The organism is Parafrankia irregularis (genome assembly GCF_001536285.1).
GTDB lineage: Bacteria > Actinomycetota > Actinomycetes > Frankiales > Frankiaceae > Parafrankia > Parafrankia irregularis.
On the sequence record NZ_FAOZ01000007.1, the window covers coordinates 360,193 to 380,418 of the forward strand.

The window sequence follows — 20,226 nt, forward strand, 5'->3', positions numbered from 1 at the left end:
TTGCGGGGCTGCTGGGGCCGTTACGTTCCCGGCGGGGCCGGGCAGTGCCGGTGCCACGCCCCGCGACGGTCCGGGGCGTGGCGCGGACCGGTTGATCCGGACCGCTGGTGCCTCGACCGCTTCGGTGCGTTGCATCACCATTGCGGCGCTGTGTCACCATTGCGGCGACGGTCGGTGACCATCGCACGCTACCGCGTCCGGGGTCGCAGCGCGCAGTGGATATGTGATGTCGTGGTGGCCTGGCACCATCGCGCTCCTGCTGCCAGGCTTGGCTCCTGCTGTACGTCGATTGTTGTCCACGTCCTGGTGTGGAGTACAGGTTTCAGCGGGAATGTGGTGTGTTACGGCGTTACGAGGGGCGTCCCTCTTCGCGTCGCGCGCCGCGGAACCTTCGCGTCGCGCGCCGCGGAACCTTCGTGTCGTGCGCCCGCGGAACGCGAGATCCGTCGATGAGCAAGTGTTCACTAAGTCTTGGCGGTGGGGTGAACGATCGCCTAGTGTTGGCCTGCCTCGAACCGCGGAGGTGGCCGGTCGGCGTCGGGCCTCGCAACGGGCGCCTCGCGATCCCAGGAGGCAGCGATGATCACCCAGAAGCTCACGGCGGCGTTAGCCCGGCACTGGGAGGACGGGTTCAACCAGTACGACGTCGACCTCGTGATGGAGCCGATCGGCACCGACATCGTGTTCAGCTCGCCGTTCGTCGCGCGGCGAACCGGTGACCCGCGGAAGGTGACCGTCGAGGGCTACGACGCCTTCCGCGACTACATCGACGACTCGATGCGCCGCCTGCCCGGCATCCGGTACAGCATCGAATCGTCCCTGGTGAGCACCCAGACGGTCGTGTTCGTCTACGGCTTCACCTTCGCCGACGGCACGTCCGCGGGCGGCGTCGACTACCTGCGTCTCGACGACGCCGGCAAGATCGTCGAATGGCGGTGTCACTACCCGCAGGCCTTCGTCGACGCCCGCCTGTAACCGCCGAGGGCACGGGCGGGAGCGTCTGGGAGAGCACGTCGTGGGAGCGGCACGTCGGAGGTGGACTGGATGTCGGTGCGGTCCAGGATGCGCTGGGTGTCCAAACACGGTGCGGTGCGGCTCGCGCTGAGACAGGCGCACCGCCGCGGCGACCTGGCGACGCTCGCGACGATCGACCCCGCCTCCGCCCCCGACCCGCTGAAGGTCTACGACGACCTGCGCGCCGCCGGCCCGTTCGTCCAGGGCCGGCTGGCGACGGTGACCGCGAGCCACCCGGCCGCGGCGGCGCTGCTGCGCGACGACGCGTTCCGGGCCGCCGGCGACCTGTCCAAACTGCCGCTTCCGCTGCGGGCACTGGCCCGGATCAGCTACGACCCGGCGGCGAGCGGGCCGATCGACCCGCCGTCGCTGCTCGCCGTGAACCCCCCTGACCACACCCGCCTGCGCCGCCTCGTCTCCCGGGTGTTCACCGCCCGCGCGATCGACGCGCTACGCGGCGAGGTCGAACGCACCGCCCATCACCTGCTCGACGTCATGGCCGCCGAGGGCACCGTCGACCTGGTCGAGCGATACGCCGCCCAGCTGCCGGTGACCGTCATCACGACCATCCTCGGTGTCCCCGCCGACATGCGCGCCCAGTTCCTGCGCTGGGGCGCCGACGCCGCCGCCACCCTGGACGTCGGCCTGCCCTACGCGGACTTCCAGCGGGTCGAAGCCGCGCAGCGAGCCGTCAACAGCTGGTTCGCCGGCCACTTCGCACAGCTGCGGCGCGTTCCCGGCGACGACATCCTCAGCCGGCTCGTCGGCCTCACCGGCGACGGTGAGCAGCTCACCGAGACCGAGCTGACCGCCACCGCCCAGCTGCTGCTCGCAGCCGGCTTCGAGACGACCGTCAACCTGCTCGGCAGCGGCACCCTGGCGCTGCTCGAACATCGCGAACAGCTGGAGTCGCTGCGCGCCGACCCGTCCCGCTGGCCGAACGCGATCGAGGAGATCCTGCGGGTCGAATCCCCGGTGGCGCTCACCACCCGCGTCGCCGGCGCCGACACCGAGCTCCTCGGCGTCGCCATGGCGGCCAGGCAACTCGTCGTCGTCATGCTCGCGGGCGCCAACCGCGACCCGGCGGTGTTCCCCAACCCGCATGTCCTCGACGTCCAGCGCGCCAACGCCCGGGACCATCTGGCGTTCTCCGGCGGCATCCACTTCTGCCTCGGCGCGGCCCTGGCCCGGCTGGAAGGGGAGATCGGTCTGCGGCTGCTGTTCGAACGGTTCCCCGACCTGGCGCTCGCCGGCACGCCGCGCCGCCGCCCGACCCGCGTCCTGCGCGGCTGGGAGACCATCCCCGTCCACGTCGGGACGTCGGCGCGCACCGCCCGGTAGGCACCCGATGCCCGGCGGCGTAGGGTCACCGGCATGAGACTGCGACGATGTTGATGCTCCGGTCGCTCCCGGACTGAGGCGGGCCTCGCCCGCCGGCTGTACGCGTACGCGGCGTGCGAGGACGCGGTGCTGCTCTACCCGTTGTACGCGCTGCTGTTCACCGAGCACGGGCTGTCGCCGGCCGCGGTGTCGTCGCTGTTCGCGTTGTGGTCGCTGACGGCGTTTCTCACCGAGGTCCCTTCCGGTGTGCTCGCCGACCTGGTGTCGCGGCGGCTTCTGCTGGTCGTGTCGCCGCTGCTGTCCGCGGCGGCGTTCGCCCTGTGGACGCTGGCACCGGGCTACGGCACCTTCGCCGCCGGCTTCGTGCTCTGGGGTGTCGGCGGCTCACTGCGGTCGGGTACCTGGCAGGCCCACATCCACACCGAACTGGCCGTCCTCGGCCGCGCCGGCGCCTACCCGCGGCTGATCGGACGGGCCGAGGCGGTCGGCACCGTCTCGGCGCTGCTGTGCGCCCTCGCCGCCGGCCCCGTGCTGGCCGCGGGTGGATTCACCGCCGTCGGCGTCGCCAGCGTCGCCGCGCCACTGATGGCCGCCGTCGTCGCCCTCACCCTCCCCGACACGCGCGTGCGCCCACTGCCGGAGCGCGATGTCGCGGCATCCGGCGACACGAAGGAGGATGTGAACGAGCCGGGAGCACGCCAGGTCCTGCGTGAAGGGGTCGCCGCGCTGCGCGGGGCGGCACCGGTGCGGGCCGCCGTCGTGGCGGTCGCCGGTCTCGCCGCGGTGCTCTCCCTCGACGAGTACCTGCCGCTGCTCATCGCCGACACGGGTCTCGCGCTCACCGCGGTCCCCTTCGGCTACGGGCTGATCCTGGCCGGCGACGCCGCCGGAGGCTGGCTCGCCGACCGCGGCACCGAGCATCCCGGCCGGGTCCTGGCCGGCGGTGGCTGCGCGCTCGCCGTCGGCGCGTTCAGCGCCACACCGGCCGGGCTGGTCGGGGTGGCGGTGGCCTTCGGTGTGCTGCGGTGGGCCGCCGTGCAGGCCGACACCCGCCTGCAACGCGAGACCGCCGACTCCTCCCGGGCCACGGTCAGCTCACTGGCCGGCTCGGCCGCGGAGGTCACCTCGCTGGCATCGTTCGGGTTGTGGGCTCTCGGGTCGGCCTGGGCCGGGCCGGCGGTGCTGTTCGGCTGCGCCGCGCTACCCGTCCTCGTGCTCGCCGTGACCTGGCGCCGCTGAGAAGGAATGCGACCCGGTCGGCCCGCCCGCCCCGGCAACAAACCAGCCGGCTCATCACCCCAGATCACCATGGGTGGATTGTCCCGCGGCGTTCATGCTGGGAGCTGCCTGCGTCCCGATCCGACGAGGAGTCGCCCGTGTCCCCGATCCAGAACAGCCCGCGGGAGCCGGTGGGGCTTGCGCGCTATGCGGGCCTGGGAACGTTCGCCAGACTGCCCCGGCTCGACGAGGTGAGCCGGGCCGACGTCGCTGTCCTGGGAGTTCCCTTCGACTCGGGGGTGAGCTATCGCCCTGGTGCCCGGTTCGGCCCGAATCACATCCGGGAGAGTTCACGGCTGCTGCGGCCGTACAACCCGCAGCTGGGTGTCGCGCCGTTCCAGACACTGCAGGTCGCCGACGCGGGTGACGTCGCGGCCGGGCCGTACGACCTGCCCGCCGCGCTCACCGCGATCGAACGCCACGCGCGGGACCTGCTCGACGGCGGTGCCCGGCTGCTGACCATCGGCGGCGACCACACCATCTCGCTTCCGCTGCTGCGCGCGGTCGCCGCCGTGCGCGGGCCGGTCGCCGTCGCCCACTTCGACGCCCACCTCGACACCTGGGAAGGCTCCTACGGCAGCGCCTTCAACCACGCCACACCGTTCCGCCGCGCCGTCGAGGAAGGGCTGATCGACATGGAGGCGAGTATCCACGTGGGGGTGCGCGGTCCCCTTCCCGCCGACACCGATCTCACCGACGACGCCCGGCTCGGCTTCACCGTCATCACCGCCACCGAGATCGAGCTGGACGGCGTCCGTGCCGCCGCGGAGCGCCTGCGGGCCCGGATCGATGGCCGGCCGGTGTATGTGTCCGTGGACATCGACGTCCTCGACCCGGCCCACGCACCCGGCACCGGCACCCCCGAGGCGGGCGGGCTGACCAGCCGGGAACTGCTGGTCCTGCTCCGTGAGCTCGCCTCGGTGGACGTCGTGTCCGGTGACATCGTCGAGGTGGCGCCCGCCTACGACCACGCCCAGATCACCGGGATCGCCGCGGCGCACACGGCGTACGAGATCGTGTCGACCATGGCTGTCGCCCCGCACCCGGCGCGCTCCCGACCCGCCCACACCGTGCCCACCGACGCCATGGCCGCGCCCGCGCCCGCCGCGACGGCATAGGCGGACCTCGGAAGGCTCAGCAGGCGCGGCGCACGGTCACAGGCCGACCCGCCCGGACGGGTTGTCCGCGTCGAACAGCCGCCCGGCCCGCACATACGACTCCAGCGACGCCGCCGACCGCCAGCGGCCCTGCCGCATGATCGACCGGTCGTTCACCCCGGCGCGGGCCGCGGCTGTCGCGAACCCCGACCGCAGCGAATGACCGGCGAAGTCGGCCGGGTCCAGCCCGGCGGCGGCCACCCGCCGCTGCACGATCCGCGCCACCGATCCCGGGTACAGCCGCACCGTGCCGACCTGCCCGTGCCGGTTGATTCCGCGGAACGCCGGCCCGTCGGCCAGCGGTGTGCCCGCCGCCGCGGCCGCCGCGACCCAGCCCCGCCACGCCCGCACCGGGCACGTCGGCCGGTACGACCCGTACGCCAGGCCGACCTGTGCCCCGGCGGCCTCCTGGTCGGTCTTGGAGCGGCGCACCGTCACGACCAGCCCGTCGTCGGTCTCCACCAGGTCGGTGGTGTCCAGGCCGACCAGCTCGCTGCGGCGCAGGCAGCCGGCGAACCCCACCAGCAGCAGCGCCCGGTCCCGCACATCGGCGAGGTGGGTGTCGTCCAGCCCGGCGACCACCCGCGACAGCAGCGACGTGTCCAACGCCGCCTTCCGGCTCGGCCGCACCCCGCGAGAACGGCGGATACCGTTCCACACCGCCGACACCTCCGCCGCCGCGGTCGGGTTCGTCACCCGGGCCAGCTGGTGGGCGACCGAGATCGCCGCGAGCCGGCGGCGGATCGTCGACGGGGCGTACCCGTCGTCGGCGAGCGCGGCGATGTACCCGGCGACGGTGACGGCGGTGGCGGGGACGGCGACCAGCGCCACCGGCTGGCCGGCGCACCAGGCCCGGAAATGACGCAGGTCCGCGTCGTAGGCCCGCCACGTCGCCGCCGACCGCGATGCCCGGGCATAATCCCCGACCCGCTCGGCCAACGGCTCCGCGAGCTCCCCCCCGAGCTGCCCGCCGGGCACCATCGCACCGCCGGCGCCCACCACCTCGCCTTCCAGCACCTCACCCGCGAGTGTCTCGGTCGCGCCGGGCGTGCCGGACGGGTCAGCCGGGTCGGCCGGTGCTGGAGGGCCGGCCACGGTGACAGCAGGGGAGGGAGTCGCCAACGCGCCGTCACGACCGTCACCATCGCGATCGTCGTCGACACTCTGCCCGACCACCACCGGCTCCCTCCCACCCCGCCGCCATGCCCCTGCTCGATGATCGTAGGCTCCGCCGCGGCGCGGGGCCGGCGGCGACCGGCCCCTACCGGCCGGCGTGGCGCAGGGCGCCGATCCCGACGTCCAACGCGGCCTGCAGATAGGTCAGCCGACCGGTGGACATGAGCATCAACACCCCGCCCTGCACGCCGGCCAGCAGCGCGGCGGCATGGCGGGCCGGGTCCACCTCGGCGCCGACCTGACCGGTGGCCCGCATCGCCGCCACGCCAGCGGCCAGTTCCGCCTCCCAACGGCCCATCAGCTCCGCCACCACCGCCTGCGCCCCGGGAGTCGCCCGCCCCACCTGGGTGAGCAGCCCCCCGAGCGGACAGTCCCGGCCCTGTGCCTGATAGCGGGCCAGCACCCGGTCCCGCCAGCCCTCCCACGCGGCCCACGATGTCAACGCCCCCAGCTGGGGCTGCTGGTCGGCGAGCACCTGGTCGGCCTCATGGCGGGCCACCGCGAGCAGCAGGTCCTCACGGCCGCCGGGGAAGTAGTGGAACAGCTGGCTCTTGCTGGTCGCGGTCTGCTCGCGGATGTCGTCCAGCGTCGTGGCGGCGACGCCGTGCGTGCGGATCCGCGCCGCCGCGCCGGTGATGATGCGCGCCCGGGTGGCCTCGCCCTTCGACGTCAACGCCCGTGCCATGGCCCCACCCTCCCATTTCTGGACTTGCGGGTCCAATTTCTGTGGGGCAGAGTCCGACCCGGCACCAGCCAGACCGCACCAGCCGAACACCGCCCCCACCATCACAAGGCAGGTCGCCCGCCATGACCGTCACCCCTCTGCAGGACCAGACCGCGCTGGTCACCGGCTCCACCGACGGCATCGGAGCCGCGATAGCGACGCAGCTCGCCGCCGCTGGCGCCCATGTCCTCGTCACCGGCCGCGACAGCGGCCGCGGGCGGGACGTCGTCGCCGCCGTCGCCGCCGCCGGTGGCACGGCCACGTTCCTGCGCGCCGACCTCGCCGGCGGCTCCGCCGCCGTCACCGGGCTCGCCGCCGCCGTCCACGACACCACGGGGCGGCCGCTGGACATCCTGGTCCACAACGCCGCCCGCCTCGTCGACCCGGCACCCACCGACCAGGTCGACGAGGACGTGATCACCGGCGTGCTCGCCGTCAACGTCACGGCAGCGTTCCTGCTCACCGCGGCGTTCGCGCCCGCGATGGCCGCCGCCGGCAGTGGGGCGATCATCAACATCGGATCGGTCAACGGGCTGATCGGCATGGCCGGGTCCGCGCTCTACGGTGCTTCCAAGGCCGCGCTGCATTCCCTGACCCGCTCCTGGGCCGCCGAGTACGGCCCGCGGGGGGTGCGGGTCAACACCATCGCGCCGGGCCCCACCCTCACCCGGCGGACCGAGGCGATCAGTGATCATCTAGCGCCGATGCTGGCGCGGGTCCCGTCGCGGCGGGCCAGCACCCTCGACGAGGTCGCCGCCGCCGCGGTCTTCCTCGCCGGCCCGGCCGCGGCCAACATCCACGGCGCCACCCTGACGGTCGACGGCGGCTGGTCCGCGCTGTAGTCGTGCTGCGGCCGGCGGCTGCGCCGCGGGGTGCGGCGAGACGACGCCGGCGGGAGGGCGGGGGAGTGCGCCGGCAACGACACGACGTCTGACCAACCAGCACGACTACGGCCTGCGCGAATCCGACCTGGCCGGCCTGCCCCAGGAGATCATCGACCGGTTCCTGGAGTTCCGTTCCGTCGAGTTCGAGACCGAACACCCCGTCGTGCGCATCCACCTGGCAACGGCACCCATCCCTCCTCCGGTCCGACCGGGGGAGGGAAAAACACCTGGCCTCGCCGCAGCCTGTCTGCCAGGGTGATCCGATGATCAAAGAGGATCTTCCGGGTGGTCTGGTGGCACGTCGCCCCCGCGCTGACGACCAGCCACGGGTGCTGGCCGTCCTGGACGACTGGTGGGCCGGCTTCGGCGGTGACGCCGGCTCCCTGCAACGCAGCCGGCTGCTGCCGCGGCTGTTCTTCGAGCACTTCACCGCCAGCAGCTACCTGGTCGAACACGCCGACGGCACGGTCGCCGCGTTCCTCATCGGCCTGCTGTCACCGTCGCAGCCCGACGTCGCCTACATCCACTTCGTCGGGGTCGACCCGGCGCTGCGCCGCCACGGCGTCGCCGCCGCCCTCTACCGCCAGTTCTTCGCCGACGCGGCGCGGTACGGCCGTCGGCAGGTCCGCTGTATCACCAGCCCGGGCAACACCACCTCGCTGGCGTTCCACACCGCGCTCGGTTTCCGCGTCGAACCCGGTGACATCACCGTCGACATCTCCGACGCCGTCGACGGCCGAACGTCCGAGCCCGACATCCCGCACGGCAGGGTCACCGCCCACCGGGACCATGACGGGCCGGGGCTGCACCGCATCGTGTTCACCCGCCCCCTGAACGGCGAGCCACCCACGACCACATCCACGACATCCAGGCCGGCATCCGCGCCGGTCGGCCCGCACACCGGACGTGACGTCCGGGTGTGCTTCCTCGGGGACTCGTTCACCGCCGGTGTCGGTGACCCCACCCGCCTGGGCTGGGTGGGACGTCTCGCCGCCGCCACCGACCCCGACGGCACGTACCTGACGACCTACAACCTCGGGATCCGCCGCGAGACCTCCACCCAGATCCACGCCCGGTGGAAGAGCGAATGCCTGCCGCGGCTGCCCGCGGGCACCGACAACCGGCTGGTGCTGTCCTTCGGTGTCAACGACACGACCGTCGACGACGATGACACCACCGTCGGCGGGCAGCGGCCGCGGGTGCCGCTGGAGGAGTCGGTCGCCACCGCGCGCACCCTGCTCACCGAGGCCGGTGGGCTGCTGCCCGTGCTGATGGTCGGCCCGCCACCCGGGCTCGACGAGGCCAGGAACAGTCGCATCCGCGCACTCGACGTGCGGTACGCGGCCGTCTGCGGCACCCTCGACGTCCCCTACGTCAGCGTCTTCGACGCGCTCGCGGCCCGGCCGGCGTGGGCGGCCAGCCTCGCCGCCGGTGACGGCGTCCACCCCGGAGCCGTCGGCTACCAGCTGCTCGCCGACCTCGTCCGCGGCCCCTGGTGCAGCTTCCTGAACACCAACGGTTCCTGAACGCCGGCCCCGGGCGGGGCCGGCCGGCGGACCCACATCCAGCATTCCACTATTTCTACCGATTAGATGGACATAATCCGCTACTTGATCTAGCATCGCGGAACCACCCGCCACCCACCGGCACGTTCCGGCGGCGGTGCGCACACCCACCCGCCCAGTCCGCGCTCAGTCCGCGCTCAGGAACGGATCCCCCGCGAAATGTCGACCGTCCACCCCGCGGCACCAGCGATCGGCGAGGAACCCACCCTCGTCGACACCGCCGACGCCGGCACCGCCCACCCGGCGGTCGCCACCCCGGGCACGGCAGGGGACCGGCCACCGTCGGAACCGGAGACGCTGCTGGGGAAACGCCCCACCCGGCGGCTCGGGTGGCGACCCCCACGGCTGCTCCGCCGCGGCATCGGCCCGCTGCTGCTGCTCGCCCTGTGGCAGCTCGGCTCCACCACCGGTGCGATCGCCCCCGACACCATGCCCGCCCCCGACACGATCGTGACCACCGCCTGGGACCTGCTCCGCGACGGCTCCCTGCCCGAAGCTCTGGTGGTATCCCTGCGCCGGGTCACCTACGGCCTGCTCCTCGGTGGACTCGCGGGCCTCGTCCTGGGCCTGCTGTCCGGCCTGTTCCGCATCGGCGAGGACCTCATCGACGCACCGATGCAGATGCTGCGCACCCTGCCGTTCCTCGGCCTCATCCCACTGTTGATCATCTGGTTCGGGATCGGGGAGACCCCGAAGATCACCCTCGTCGCGCTCGGGACGGCGTTCCCCATCTACCTCAACACCTATGCCGCGATCCGCAACGTCGACGGACGTCTCGTCGAGGCCGCCGAGACCCTCGGCCTGCGCCGCTGGCAGCTCGTGGTCCATGTGATCCTGCCCGGCGCGCTGCCCGGCGTCCTCGTCGGGCTGCGCTACTCCCTCGGCGTGGGCTGGCTCGCCCTGGTCATCGGTGAACAGGTCAACGCCGATGCGGGCATCGGCTTCCTGATGATGCAGGCCCGCGAGTTCCTGCAGACCGAGATCGTCATCGTCTGCCTGATCGTCTACAGCCTGCTGGGCCTGGCCAGCGACGTCGCTGTCCGCCTGCTGGAAAAGGGAGCGCTGTCATGGCGACGCGGATTCTCCGGCCGGTGACCACGATCACCGCCACGGTCACCGTGGACGACCCGCCGACCCCGGCCGCCACCGCCCACCCCGGCGGTCACACACCACCGGCACCGAAGCGGGCGGACGCACCTGCGGTCCAGGTCCGCGGCCTGAGCCGGGCGTTCGGTGCGCGCAGCGTGATCGACGGCCTGGACCTCGACATCGACGCCGGTACCTTCGTCGCCCTGCTCGGCCGCAGCGGCTGCGGCAAAAGCACCCTGCTGAGGGTCCTGGCCGGTCTGGACCGCGACGCCGACGGGCAGGTCGTCGTGCCCCGCCGGCGCGCGGTCGCCTTCCAGGAACCCCGCCTGCTGCCCTGGAAGCGGGTCTGGCGCAACGTCTCACTGGGCCTGACCGGCCCCCAGCCCCGCGAACGTGCCCTCGCCGCCCTCGACGAGGTCGAGCTCGGCCACCGCACCACTGCCTGGCCGCTGACTCTCTCCGGCGGTGAGGCACAACGCGCCGCCCTGGCCCGCGCCCTCGTCCGCGACCCGGACCTGCTGCTGCTCGACGAGCCCACCGCCTCCCTCGACGCGCTCACCCGGCTGCGCATGCAGGGCCTGATCGCCAGCCTGTGGGAACGTCACGCCCCCGCCGTCGTGCTGGTCACCCACGACGTCGACGAGGCCCTCGCCCTCGCCGACCGGGCCCTGGTGATGCGCGACGGCCGCATCCACGCCGACCTCCCCGTGCGGGTACCCCGCCCCCGCGACCCCGCCGACCCGCAGATGTCGGCGCTGCGCGTCCACCTGCTCGACCTGCTCGGCGTCCGCCAGCACTGAGCCAACCAGCACTGAGCCACCGATCCAGCTGATGCAGGCGTCCGCCGAGCCGGACGTCCGCTGACCGCGGCATCCGCAGCCACCGAATTCGTACCTGACCCTGAAGGGGAACAACGACCGTGTCCACATCCGCCCGTCGTCGCAGATGGGCCGTCTGGCCGCTCCTGCCGCTCCTGCTCGCCGTGTTCGCCGCCGGCTGCTCCTCAGGCTCCGACGACGACCCCGACACCACGGCGGCCACCGCGACCGGCGGCAGCGTCGACCTGTCCTCGGTCACGCTGCGGATCGGTGACCAGAAGGCCACCGCCGTCCAGGCGCTGCTGGACAGCGCCGGCGCACTGGACGGCGTCCCCTACAGGATCGAGTGGAGCACCTTCACCTCCGGCCCGCCGCAGATGGAGGCGCTGGCCGCCAACGCGATCGACATCGGCTCGGTCGGTGACACCCCGGCCGTGTTCGCCGCCGCGTCCGGCGCCGACATCCGCATCGCCGGCGCCTACCGCGAGGACCCCTCCGGCGCGGCGATCCTCGTACCGAAGGACTCCCCGATCCGCACTCCCGCCGACCTGCGCGGCCGTAAGATCGCCTACGCGCAGGGCTCGTCGGCGCATTACCACCTGCTCGCCGCGCTGACCAAGGCCGGCCTGACGTTCGACGACATCACCCCCGCGATCCTGCAGCCCTCCGACGCGCTGGCCGCGTTCGGCAAGGGTGACATCGACGCCTGGGCGATCTGGGACCCCTACACCGCGATCGCCCAGCAGACCGCGAACGCCCGCGTCCTCGTCGACGGCGACGGCCTGGTCGCCGGCCTCAGCTTCCAGGTCGCCCGCGCCAAGGCCCTCGACGACCCGGCCACCTCCGCGGCGATCAGCGACTTCCTGGTCCGCCTCGCCAAAGCCCGCCTGTGGGCCATCGACAACAAGGACACCTGGGCTGACCGTTGGGCCAAGGAGACCAACATCAGCGTGGACGTCGCCCGCACCGCCGTCGCCCGCCAGGACCGTCGGCCCGTCGCCGTCGACGCCACCGTGATCGCCGACGTGCAGAAGATCGCCGATGCCTTCCACGGCGCCAAACTGATCCCCACCAAGGTCGACGCCGCCAAGCTCACCACCGACCGCTACAACGCCGCCGTCACCGCCACCGCCCCCCGCTGACCGGTCACGCCGCGGGTCTGACCACTACAGTGTTCGGAAGCGACGGTCAGACCCGCGGCGCCCGCGCCGTGCCGACGGACAGACAGCGGCGGCGACGGCTGCACCGGACCTGGTCGCCCCGGCCGCAGCCCCACAGCCCCACAGGGCTGACCGGCTGATCGGCATCCGGCTACGGTGAGTAGATGCAGTCCGATCCCCAGGACCGTCCGTCGCGGGCCTACGTCAGCGTCCTGGACATCACCTTCGACGAGCAGGAGCCAGCAGCCGGCCCCGCCCCACAACCGCCACTGCTCGCCGACGAACACCTGGCCTCCGCCCGCCGCCGGGTCACCGACCTGGTGACGGCGGCACTCACCGAACTGCACCCTTTCTCCCGCCAGCTCACCGTCACCGTCACCGCACCGGACAACGCCGACCTCGTCGCCGCCGCGGCCTGGCTGGAACGCAACCCTGCCGCCGTCGCCTCGCTGCGCGCCCACCTCGGCCCCGCGCAGTCCCCGCCAGCCCGACCCGTGGCACCGGACTCGGACTCCGAGCCCGGACCGGTTGACCGGCCAGGGCAGCCTGACCAGGCCGAACTCGTCGGCTGGCTGGGGTTCTGGCTGGTCACCAGCACCGACCCGTCCGGCGGCACCACCGAGCGCCGTGTCCAGCCCACGACCGACCCGGCCGAGCTTGCCGTCGACCTCGCCAACTGGCTGCAGGACGCCCTGGCCGACGCCTGGATCTCCGACCCGGCCCCGGCCTGCCCCGGCCACCCACATCCCCTACGCCCCGAGGTTCACGACGGGGCACCCTGGTGGGCCTGCCCGGCAGGTGGACTCGTCCGCCCCTGGCACACCGCCACCAGGACGGGACCTCCGACCGAGACATGAACACGGACGCGGGTGTGCTTCCCAGCGGCACGGTTCCTTTGCCATCCGGTGCACACGCCGAAGGCGTTGTGGGTTTGTATGGCGGCATGGGTGACGCGCTGGACACGGTGAAAAAGGTGATCGCCGCCTTCGAGACCGGTGACCGGGAGACACTGCTCGGCCTGCTCGCCGAGAACGTGGTGATGGAGGCGCCCGGCGCGTTGCGCCTCGTCGGGCGTGAGGCGGCGGTCGACCACAGCGATGCCTTCCTGTCCGCCTTCGAGGACGTCGACGTCGACACGCATCTGCTCGTGGAGCAAGGCCCGCTGGTCGTCGAGGAGTCCACGCTGACCGCCCGGCACACCGGCCCGTACACGGCCACCGGTGGGGAGCCGCCGATCCCGGCGAGCGGCAACCTCGTGGCCCTGCGGATCGTCGAGGTGTACCGGGTCGACAGTGGTCTGGTCACAGAGAACCGCATCTACTTCGATGAGACCCGTCTACGCCGCCAGCTCCGCCCCGACCGCTGAGCTCGCAACGGTCCCCTCAGCCTCAGTCCGGCTGGAAGAACGCGAGCATTCTCCGGCTGGCGTCCGGCGCCGTCAGCATTTCCTGGACCGCCGCGGACCGCCGGGCGGCCGCACTGGTGCGTTCGAACATCTCGCGTTCGTACTCCTTGACAGCGGCAGGAAAGTCGCCCGGATGTGCGGCGAGCGCGAGGCCGAGCAGCGCACCGTCGAGCAGCGCCATGTTGGCGCCCTGCCCCACCGGCGGCATCAGATGCGCGGCGTCGCCGAGCAGTGTGACGTCCGGTCTCGCCGGCCAGGTCAGGCCGGCGGGGAGAGTCATGATCGACCTCGGCACGATCATGTCGTCGCAGGCCGCGATCAGCGCGGTGAACCGGGGGTCCCAGCCGGTGAACAGGTCGATCAGCCGCGTCCGGGCCGCGGCCGGGTCCTCGAACGGGATCGCGCTGGTGGCGAACCAGTCCTCGGCAGTGGAGTAGAAGCTGAGATAGACGCGGACACGGCCGTCGCCGCCCCGCTGCGCGGACAGGGACCGCCCGTTGCCGAGCACCCAGTAGTTGCCGCGCCCGACCATCGCCGCGAGATCGGGATGGGTCCGGTCGACGTCGGGAATACCGAGCTCGACCGCGTTCTGGCCGGTGTGCGCGGGACGGGCGTCGGTGAGCAGCCCGCGGACCCGGGAGTCCGCGCCGTCGGCGCCGACCAGCAGGTCAAACGGTGCGGTGCGGCCGTCGGTGAAACGTGCCACGCCGTTGTCGGCGGACGCGAACGCGTGCCCCCAGCGCACCGTGTGCCCGGGCAGCGAGTCCAGCAGAAGGTTGCGTAGATCGCCACGGTCGACCTCGGGCCGCTCGGACGGGGCGTCCGGGGGTGTGTCCTGCTGTAGCAGCAGGGTGCCGTTCGGCTCGAGAAGCCGCATGTCCTGACCTTCGGGGCGGGCGATCGCGTGGAACTGGTCGATCAGGCCGGCCACCCGCAGCGCCCGCTGCCCGGAATGGATGTCGAGCATGCCGCCCTGACCGCGTGCGTCGCGTGAGGCCTCCCGTTCGTACACAACGGCGTCGATGCCGTTCACCTGCAGCACACGGGCAAGGGCGAGGCCGCCCAGCCCGGCTCCCACGATGGCGATGACCATCGCCGCCTCCGATCCGTCCCAGCGTCTGCTACGCCGTATTGATCGATACGCTGTATCGATATTGCGCAGCGTATCGTCGCCGGCATGCTGGTGTGGGAGAGGCCCGAGCCGCCGGACCGGCCGGTACCGGCCCCGCTGAACCGGGAGCGGATCGTGCGAGCGGCGATCCGGCTGGCCGACGCGGACACCCTGGAAGCGGTGTCGCTGCGCAAGGTCGCCGCTGCACTGGACGTCGGCCCGATGCGCCTGTACGGCTACATCGCCACCAAGGACGAACTGTTCGACCTGATGGTCGACGAGGTCAACGCCGAGATACGCCCGAGCGGAAACGGCTGGCGGGAGGTGTTGAGCTCCCTCGCCGACGCCACCCGCGACGCCGCGCACCGGCACGAATGGTTCGCCGACCTGATCGGTGGGCGACCGCAGCTCGGACCGCACACACTGGCGAGGCTGGAGGCCGTCACAGCCGCGCTCGGCGGTGTCGACCTGAGCACCGCCGTGCCGGCGATCGCCGCGGTCGACGCGTATGTCGTCGGCGTGGTGCGCCGGGAGATCACCGAGCGGCGGGCTGAGCGGGCCACCGGGATGAACAAGAGGCAGTGGCAGCTGACGTACGGTCCCTACCTGCAGCGGACCTTCGCCACCGGCCGGTTTCCCGCCCTGGCCACGGCCGTCCACGACGGCCCCCACCTGGACGCCGACCAGGCCTTCCGCGCCGGCCTCGACTTCCTTCTCGACGGCATCGAAGCCCGCATCGCCCGCGTCTCACCCTGACCCACGACGCGCCCGGCGACGTCCCAGGCTGGACGTCTCCAGCCGCCGCCCGTCGGAGCCGGGGGGATGCTGCTGGCGCGGATCACCACCAGATCGCGGCGCCGGAGTATTTCGTAGTCGCCGCTTCGTCGGGCGGCCTGCAAGGATGATCAGGTCATGGTTCGCATCGCAGCCGTCGGAGATCTGCACGCCAGGCCGGGCACCGCGGCCCGACTGCGGCCGGAGTACCAACGCGTAGCCGAGGTAGCCGACCTCCTCCTGCTCGCCGGCGACCTCACCCAGGACGGCGGAACCGATTCCGCCGCGGAGGTGTGTGATCTGTTTGGCGGGCTTGATCTGCCAGTGATCGCCGTTCTCGGCAATCACGACTACGCGCGTGGCGAGGAAACGACGTTCACCGAGATGTTGACCGATGCCGGCGTGACCGTGCTGGAGGGAACGGCGACGGTCGTCGACACCGCGCAGGGCCGGGTCGGGATCGCCGGCGTCAAGGGATTCGGCGGAGGTTTCGCCGGCCGCACGATCGCGAAGCACTGCGAGCCGGAGATGAAGGTATTCGGCCGCCATGGCGCGGCAACCGCGCAGGCGTTAGGGCACGCACTGGACGATCTTGACGTTGACCTGCACGTAGCGCTCACGCACTACGCGCCGACCCGCACCACCCTGGTGGGTGAGCCGTTGGAGCTCTACCCGTTCCTGGGCAGCCACCTGCTCGGCGCGGCGATCGACGGCGAACCCGTGTCGTGGCCAGAGCAAGAGAACAGGACAGAAGGACTCCCGTTGACCGGTATGGCCCCCAGCGAACGGCGACAGGTGAAGCTGGCCCTGCACGGTCACGCGCACTACGGGACCGAAGCCGGCGCGACGCCTGCCGGCACGGAGGTCCGAAACGTGGCCGCGCCGGTCATCGGCGCCCCGTTCGCCGTGTACCGGCTTCCGGAAGTGATCCGTATCGGGTGATGCGCGACGACGGCGCGGTCGGGGGCCGCTTGAGACCCACACCCGAGGTCTCCAGCCGCAGACCGTGGGGCAGGTAGCGGACGGGTGTGTAGGCGACCGGAAAGCCCTCGACCGGAATCGTCTGCTGGACGTTGACCACACCCGCGACGACCACCGGAGAATCCACGACCGGCAGCCTGCCATCAGGACGGTCCCCGCCACCAGAGCGTCGACAACCGTCGGGTTCTCGCCGGGATTGTCGTCATGAGTACCGATAACAGTGCGATGGGCTACGGTCGAGATCGTGACTGCTCTGGATGCGGAGGCGGTGCGGGAGGCGCTGCTGACCGAGACCGATCTGCTGGCGGATCTCTATCGCGACTGCGATCCCACCACGCCCATCCCGACCTGCCCAGGCTGGACCCTGGCCCAACTGGTCGGCCACGTCGGCGGCGCGCATCGCTGGACCGCGACGATGGTGACGCACCGCAGCACCGAGAACATCGACTACGCCACCGTCCCCGACGTGCGGCGGCCACGCGATCAGCAGGCGGCGGTCGAATGGCTGCGCGACAGCGCCCGGCAGGTCATCACCGCGGTCGACGCGACCGGTGCCGAGGTACCGGTGTGGACCCCGTTCGCAGGGGTGCGCCCAGCGCGGTGGTGGATCCGGCGCCGGCTGCACGAGGCCACCGGGCACCGCGCCGACGCGCTGCTGGCACTCGGCCGTGACGTGGTCATGGCACCCGCGATCGCCGCCGACGGCCTGTCCGAACTGCTCGCGATCGGAGCGCCCTGGTTCGCGACACCGCTCGACGACGGGAACAGCCTCACCCTGACCGCGACCGACAGCGCCGCGGCCTGGTCGATCGTTCGCAGCGGAGACACCGTCACCTGGACCGCGGAACCCGCCACCGCCACCGCCACGGCCACCGTCTCCGGTGCCGCGGTCGCCCTGTATCTGCTCGCCCTGCGCCGGATCTCCGCCGGCGACGCCAGGCTGACAGTCTCCGGCGATCCGAAGGTTCTCGACACCTGGCTTGACCGCACCGCCTTCTGACTTCCGATGCGCAGACCTGTCCCCATCATTCTTCTGGCACTTCTGCTGGCTCTCACCGTGCTGGGGATAGTCACGGTCCGACTGGTCGTATACGAGTTCGGGGGTCCGACCGCGAAGCGGAAGGCCGTCACCGTCCCGCCGGTCGACGGTGTCCGGATCACCTCGATGACCGTGTACTCCGGCCGCCTTCCCCCATGCCCCGAACCCGCCTTCGACGACTACGGGCACCACGACGATCCCGTCATCCGCCCCCTCCCCACCGGCGGCCCCGGGATCTCAGCCACCTACGAGCTCCACAACGAGGACACCGAGGTGTTCACCTACACGATCCGGTTCATGTTCCTCGCGGGCACCATCCAGGTGGGGGCCTTCACCGACGAGGTCGTGCGTTCGGTGCGCCCCGGCGCGACCGTGCGCGGCACGGTCCAGCCCGAAACGCAGGACCCCTACACCTGCCCGGTGACCCGGGTGAAGGTCGCCGAGGTGACGAAGGTGCCTGACTCCGAGCTTCCGCCCCCGCCCGAACGATGCCCACCCTCGGGGCTGCGCCTCACCTCCGATCACACCGCGGCGATGGGGCTGCGCGTCGTGGGTCTGCACCTGCAGAACTGCGGGACGGACGACTACGCACTCGACGGCTACCCGTTGCTGGAACTGCTGGACACCGACCGGTCACCCGTCGACGGTGCCCGGATCACGCACGGCAGCGGGGGTGTCAGCGGCATCTCGCTACCAGGATCCGGATTCGACGAACCAGCCCACCCGCTGGTCCTGAAACCGGGCGAGAGCGCCGTATCCGAACTCGCGTGGCGCACGGACACGCCCATCGTCCCGTACCTCAGGGTGCGGGCCCAGCCGGATGCCGCCCCGGTGACCCTGACGCTGCGCCTCGACCTCGGCACCACCGGCACACTGGCCGTCAGCCCCTGGAAACTCCCGCCGTGAAACCACACCACCGGGCCGCACGGGGTTCGCACCGCATGTGCGCGGCTGACCGGCGTACACCGACCACGGCGCCTGCGGGAAAACCTGTTGGCAGTCCGTGGCGACCCGCTGCTAGCCTCGCGGAGGCCGTGCGAGAGAACGAGGAGGTGGTACCCGTGAACGCAGTATCGACACGGGTGCTCTCCTCCGGGGTCACGGTCGGGCGGTAGGTCGTCCGGGAGCGCCGTTGCGAGCTCTCCCGAAAGGCACGACCATGCGATTCACCTCCGAACAGCACGCCGACAACGGCGTCCTCGAACGTGCGTTCACCCTCGGCGAGATCCCCGGCATCCTGTGGACGCCCACATCCGCCGCATCCGCGGCCGCACCGGTCCCGCTGATCCTGCTCGGCCACCCCGGCGGACTGCACAGGATGTACCCCCGGCTGGTGGCCCGGGCCCGGCGCTGCGCGGCGGACGGCTTCGCCACCGCGACGATCGAGCTGCCCGGCAGCGGTGACCGGCCTCGATCCGACGCCGCTGAGCAGGCCCGCGCCGACCTGCACCGGGCCCTTGCGGCCGGCGAGCCGGTCGACGAGGAGATCGTCGACCGGCTCGTCCTCCCGCTGGTCGACAAGGCGGTCCCGGAATGGCGGACGGCCCTGGACGCCCTCCTTTCACTGCCCGGGATCGGCGGCCCGGTCGGGTACTCGGGAGGGGTGATCGCCATCGGCATCCGGCTGGCGGTGGTCGAGCCGCGCATCTCGGCCGCCGGCCTGTTCGCCGGGAGCTTCGTGCCTCGCACCATGTTCGAGGAGGCACGGCGGATCACCATCCCGCTGCACGTTCTGCTGCAGTGGGATGACGAAGGAAACGACCGGCAGGCGGCCCTGGACCTGTTCGATGCCTTCGGCTCCCAGGAGAAGACGCTGCACGCCAACATGGGCGGGCACACCGGCGTCCCGCCGTTCGCGGGGGACGCCGTGGCCGGATTCTTCACCCGGCACCTGAGATGAGGCCGGGCCGTCAGGCCCGCAGCAGACGGTAGGAACCGTCGGCCAGGCCACCGTTCGTCGAGGACAGGTCCCGGCCCACCTCGATGAACGGTAGCCAGATGAGCGGTGGCCAGCGTCACGCCAACGCTGATCACGGACTGACACACCAGGAGAAGTCCGGCGATCGAATCCACCCGGCGGTCTGGCCAGTTCTCTCCCTGCCGAGTGCAGGATGACAACGCGATGACGATCATGATCCTCCGTGTCGTCGACGCGGCCGCCCGCCTGGGTGCGCGCTCCGGATCCACACCCGTCGAACATTCCGTTTCGTTGTTACGTATGTCTGGCGACGAAACGACGAAACGGAAGCCGCTCGGACGGGCTGGGTCGCCACCGACTCCCCCAACGTCTAACGCCCGAGAAGGGAGGCTTATCGGGCGTTAGCCTCCGAGGGTCGCCTGGGGGAGTCCTGATGTGGGAGTCGCATCAGGCGCTACATTTCGTTACAGTCGCGCGACAGAACGGAACGTTACGAAACGGAACGGGCTGCGGGTCGGGGTGGGCCAGCAGTGACCGGCCTCGGTCCGACGCCGCCGAGCAGTCGGTCCCGCAATGGCAGGCGCCCCGGGGAAACACAGATTGCTCTGACCGTCGCGGGCGGAGCGCGGAGCGACGAACCGGCAGGTTGCCGCCGTCGTCTACCTCAGCGAGAAGACCGTCGAGATGCACCTGACCCGGATCTACCGCAAGCCCGGCATCCGTGGCCGCACGGAGCTGGCCGCTCTGTTCGCCGGCCAGCGAGATACCGACCGTGACGCGAAGCCCTGAGCC

19 protein-coding genes and 1 pseudogene are annotated in these 20,226 nt (G+C 71.9%); 17 read left to right on the plus strand and 3 right to left on the minus strand.

The genetic code is table 11. The features are described 5' to 3' along the window. Nucleotides 1-579: 579 nt before the first annotated feature. The 4 genes from AWX74_RS14420 to speB all read left to right on the plus strand — a co-directional run bounded on the left by AWX74_RS14420 (nucleotide 580) and on the right by speB (nucleotide 4,751). On the plus strand, nucleotides 580-975 hold the full coding sequence (locus tag AWX74_RS14420) for a nuclear transport factor 2 family protein (RefSeq protein WP_091276513.1): 396 nt from the start codon (nucleotides 580-582) through the stop codon (nucleotides 973-975). Nucleotides 976-1,071: 96 nt separating this feature from the next. Continuing rightward, complete coding sequence (locus AWX74_RS14425; RefSeq protein ID WP_242666231.1) at nucleotides 1,072-2,355, plus strand: cytochrome P450; 1,284 nt, start codon at nucleotides 1,072-1,074, stop codon at nucleotides 2,353-2,355. A 126-nt stretch (nucleotides 2,356-2,481) separates the two neighbouring features. Continuing rightward, complete coding sequence (locus AWX74_RS14430; RefSeq protein WP_242666232.1) at nucleotides 2,482-3,594, plus strand: MFS transporter; 1,113 nt, start codon at nucleotides 2,482-2,484, stop codon at nucleotides 3,592-3,594. 137 nt (nucleotides 3,595-3,731) lie between these two features. Then, entirely contained in the window at nucleotides 3,732-4,751 is a 1,020-nt protein-coding gene (gene speB, locus AWX74_RS14435; protein ID WP_091276520.1) for an agmatinase, read from the plus strand. Nucleotides 4,752-4,787: 36 nt separating this feature from the next. Here the strand turns inward: speB and AWX74_RS14440 are convergent, their stop codons facing one another. Together AWX74_RS14440 and AWX74_RS42020 are read right to left on the minus strand one after the other, a co-directional pair. Continuing rightward, on the minus strand, nucleotides 4,788-5,771 hold the full coding sequence (locus AWX74_RS14440; RefSeq protein WP_226931797.1) for a tyrosine-type recombinase/integrase: 984 nt from the start codon (nucleotides 5,769-5,771) through the stop codon (nucleotides 4,788-4,790). 280 nt (nucleotides 5,772-6,051) lie between these two features. After that, nucleotides 6,052-6,651 (minus strand): TetR/AcrR family transcriptional regulator, encoded by a 600-nt coding sequence (locus AWX74_RS42020; RefSeq protein WP_091276525.1) that lies wholly within the window; start codon nucleotides 6,649-6,651, stop codon nucleotides 6,052-6,054. A gap of 122 nt (nucleotides 6,652-6,773) precedes the next feature. Between AWX74_RS42020 and AWX74_RS14450 the strand changes: the two genes are divergently transcribed. From AWX74_RS14450 to AWX74_RS14480, 7 genes are all read left to right on the plus strand, one after another. After that, nucleotides 6,774-7,532: an SDR family NAD(P)-dependent oxidoreductase gene (locus AWX74_RS14450; protein WP_091276528.1), complete on the plus strand. Its 759-nt coding sequence runs from the start codon at nucleotides 6,774-6,776 to the stop codon at nucleotides 7,530-7,532. A 305-nt stretch (nucleotides 7,533-7,837) separates the two neighbouring features. Continuing rightward, complete coding sequence (locus AWX74_RS14455; RefSeq protein ID WP_091276531.1) at nucleotides 7,838-9,100, plus strand: GNAT family N-acetyltransferase; 1,263 nt, start codon at nucleotides 7,838-7,840, stop codon at nucleotides 9,098-9,100. Nucleotides 9,101-9,298: 198 nt separating this feature from the next. Further along, nucleotides 9,299-10,234, plus strand: coding sequence for an ABC transporter permease subunit (locus tag AWX74_RS14460; RefSeq protein ID WP_091276534.1), 936 nt, complete (start codon nucleotides 9,299-9,301; stop codon nucleotides 10,232-10,234). Then, the gene (locus AWX74_RS14465; protein ID WP_091276538.1) at nucleotides 10,207-11,028 is read left to right on the plus strand and encodes an ABC transporter ATP-binding protein; all 822 of its coding nucleotides are present in this window, start codon (nucleotides 10,207-10,209) and stop codon (nucleotides 11,026-11,028) included. Before AWX74_RS14460 ends, AWX74_RS14465 begins: the two co-directional genes overlap by 28 nt. A gap of 119 nt (nucleotides 11,029-11,147) precedes the next feature. Beyond that, a complete protein-coding gene (locus tag AWX74_RS14470; RefSeq protein WP_091276542.1) occupies nucleotides 11,148-12,188 on the plus strand; it encodes an ABC transporter substrate-binding protein in 1,041 nt (346 codons plus the stop codon). A 182-nt stretch (nucleotides 12,189-12,370) separates the two neighbouring features. Beyond that, the gene (locus tag AWX74_RS14475; RefSeq protein WP_091276545.1) at nucleotides 12,371-13,063 is read left to right on the plus strand and encodes a hypothetical protein; all 693 of its coding nucleotides are present in this window, start codon (nucleotides 12,371-12,373) and stop codon (nucleotides 13,061-13,063) included. Nucleotides 13,064-13,149: 86 nt separating this feature from the next. Beyond that, nucleotides 13,150-13,572 carry an ester cyclase gene (locus AWX74_RS14480; RefSeq protein ID WP_091276548.1) on the plus strand — a complete coding sequence of 141 codons (423 nt, stop codon included), beginning with the start codon at nucleotides 13,150-13,152 and terminating at the stop codon, nucleotides 13,570-13,572. A gap of 22 nt (nucleotides 13,573-13,594) precedes the next feature. On the opposite strand, the gene AWX74_RS14485 is transcribed toward AWX74_RS14480, so the two are convergent. Then, a complete protein-coding gene (locus tag AWX74_RS14485) occupies nucleotides 13,595-14,704 on the minus strand; it encodes an FAD-dependent oxidoreductase (RefSeq protein WP_091276551.1) in 1,110 nt (369 codons plus the stop codon). A gap of 153 nt (nucleotides 14,705-14,857) precedes the next feature. On the opposite strand from AWX74_RS14485, the gene AWX74_RS14490 reads away from it, so the two are divergent. The 6 genes and pseudogenes from AWX74_RS14490 to AWX74_RS14525 all read left to right on the plus strand — a co-directional run. After that, nucleotides 14,858-15,478: a TetR/AcrR family transcriptional regulator gene (locus AWX74_RS14490; RefSeq protein WP_242666233.1), complete on the plus strand. Its 621-nt coding sequence runs from the start codon at nucleotides 14,858-14,860 to the stop codon at nucleotides 15,476-15,478. A 156-nt stretch (nucleotides 15,479-15,634) separates the two neighbouring features. After that, nucleotides 15,635-16,438 carry a metallophosphoesterase family protein gene (locus AWX74_RS14495; RefSeq protein ID WP_091276556.1) on the plus strand — a complete coding sequence of 268 codons (804 nt, stop codon included), beginning with the start codon at nucleotides 15,635-15,637 and terminating at the stop codon, nucleotides 16,436-16,438. 283 nt (nucleotides 16,439-16,721) lie between these two features. Beyond that, on the plus strand, nucleotides 16,722-17,477 hold the full coding sequence (locus AWX74_RS14505) for a maleylpyruvate isomerase family mycothiol-dependent enzyme (protein ID WP_242666234.1): 756 nt from the start codon (nucleotides 16,722-16,724) through the stop codon (nucleotides 17,475-17,477). Between the two features lie 6 nt (nucleotides 17,478-17,483). Further along, nucleotides 17,484-18,422: a DUF4232 domain-containing protein gene (locus tag AWX74_RS14510; RefSeq protein WP_091276563.1), complete on the plus strand. Its 939-nt coding sequence runs from the start codon at nucleotides 17,484-17,486 to the stop codon at nucleotides 18,420-18,422. A 253-nt stretch (nucleotides 18,423-18,675) separates the two neighbouring features. Next, nucleotides 18,676-19,416 (plus strand): dienelactone hydrolase family protein, encoded by a 741-nt coding sequence (locus tag AWX74_RS14520; protein ID WP_091276568.1) that lies wholly within the window; start codon nucleotides 18,676-18,678, stop codon nucleotides 19,414-19,416. A gap of 654 nt (nucleotides 19,417-20,070) precedes the next feature. After that, a pseudogene (locus AWX74_RS14525) lies at nucleotides 20,071-20,223 on the plus strand (LuxR C-terminal-related transcriptional regulator); the annotation flags it as partial. Nucleotides 20,224-20,226: the final 3 nt, after the last annotated feature.

Bases quoted from the DNA above. Each gene is read 5' to 3' on its own strand.
- AWX74_RS14455 (WP_091276531.1), top strand. From the start codon at position 7,838: ATGATCAAAGAGGATCTTCCGGGTGGTCTGGTGGCACGTCGCCCCCGC.
- AWX74_RS14520 (WP_091276568.1), top strand. From the start codon at position 18,676: ATGCGATTCACCTCCGAACAGCACGCCGACAACGGCGTCCTCGAACGT.
- AWX74_RS14510 (WP_091276563.1), top strand. From the start codon at position 17,484: ATGCGCAGACCTGTCCCCATCATTCTTCTGGCACTTCTGCTGGCTCTC.
- AWX74_RS14465 (WP_091276538.1), top strand. From the start codon at position 10,207: ATGGCGACGCGGATTCTCCGGCCGGTGACCACGATCACCGCCACGGTC.
- AWX74_RS14440 (WP_226931797.1), bottom strand. From the start codon at position 5,771: ATGGTGCCCGGCGGGCAGCTCGGGGGGGAGCTCGCGGAGCCGTTGGCC.
- AWX74_RS14495 (WP_091276556.1), top strand. From the start codon at position 15,635: ATGGTTCGCATCGCAGCCGTCGGAGATCTGCACGCCAGGCCGGGCACC.
- AWX74_RS14450 (WP_091276528.1), top strand. From the start codon at position 6,774: ATGACCGTCACCCCTCTGCAGGACCAGACCGCGCTGGTCACCGGCTCC.
- AWX74_RS14485 (WP_091276551.1), bottom strand. From the start codon at position 14,704: ATGGTCATCGCCATCGTGGGAGCCGGGCTGGGCGGCCTCGCCCTTGCC.
- AWX74_RS14420 (WP_091276513.1), top strand. From the start codon at position 580: ATGATCACCCAGAAGCTCACGGCGGCGTTAGCCCGGCACTGGGAGGAC.
- AWX74_RS42020 (WP_091276525.1), bottom strand. From the start codon at position 6,651: ATGGCACGGGCGTTGACGTCGAAGGGCGAGGCCACCCGGGCGCGCATC.
- AWX74_RS14475 (WP_091276545.1), top strand. From the start codon at position 12,371: ATGCAGTCCGATCCCCAGGACCGTCCGTCGCGGGCCTACGTCAGCGTC.
- AWX74_RS14460 (WP_091276534.1), top strand. From the start codon at position 9,299: ATGTCGACCGTCCACCCCGCGGCACCAGCGATCGGCGAGGAACCCACC.
- AWX74_RS14480 (WP_091276548.1), top strand. From the start codon at position 13,150: ATGGGTGACGCGCTGGACACGGTGAAAAAGGTGATCGCCGCCTTCGAG.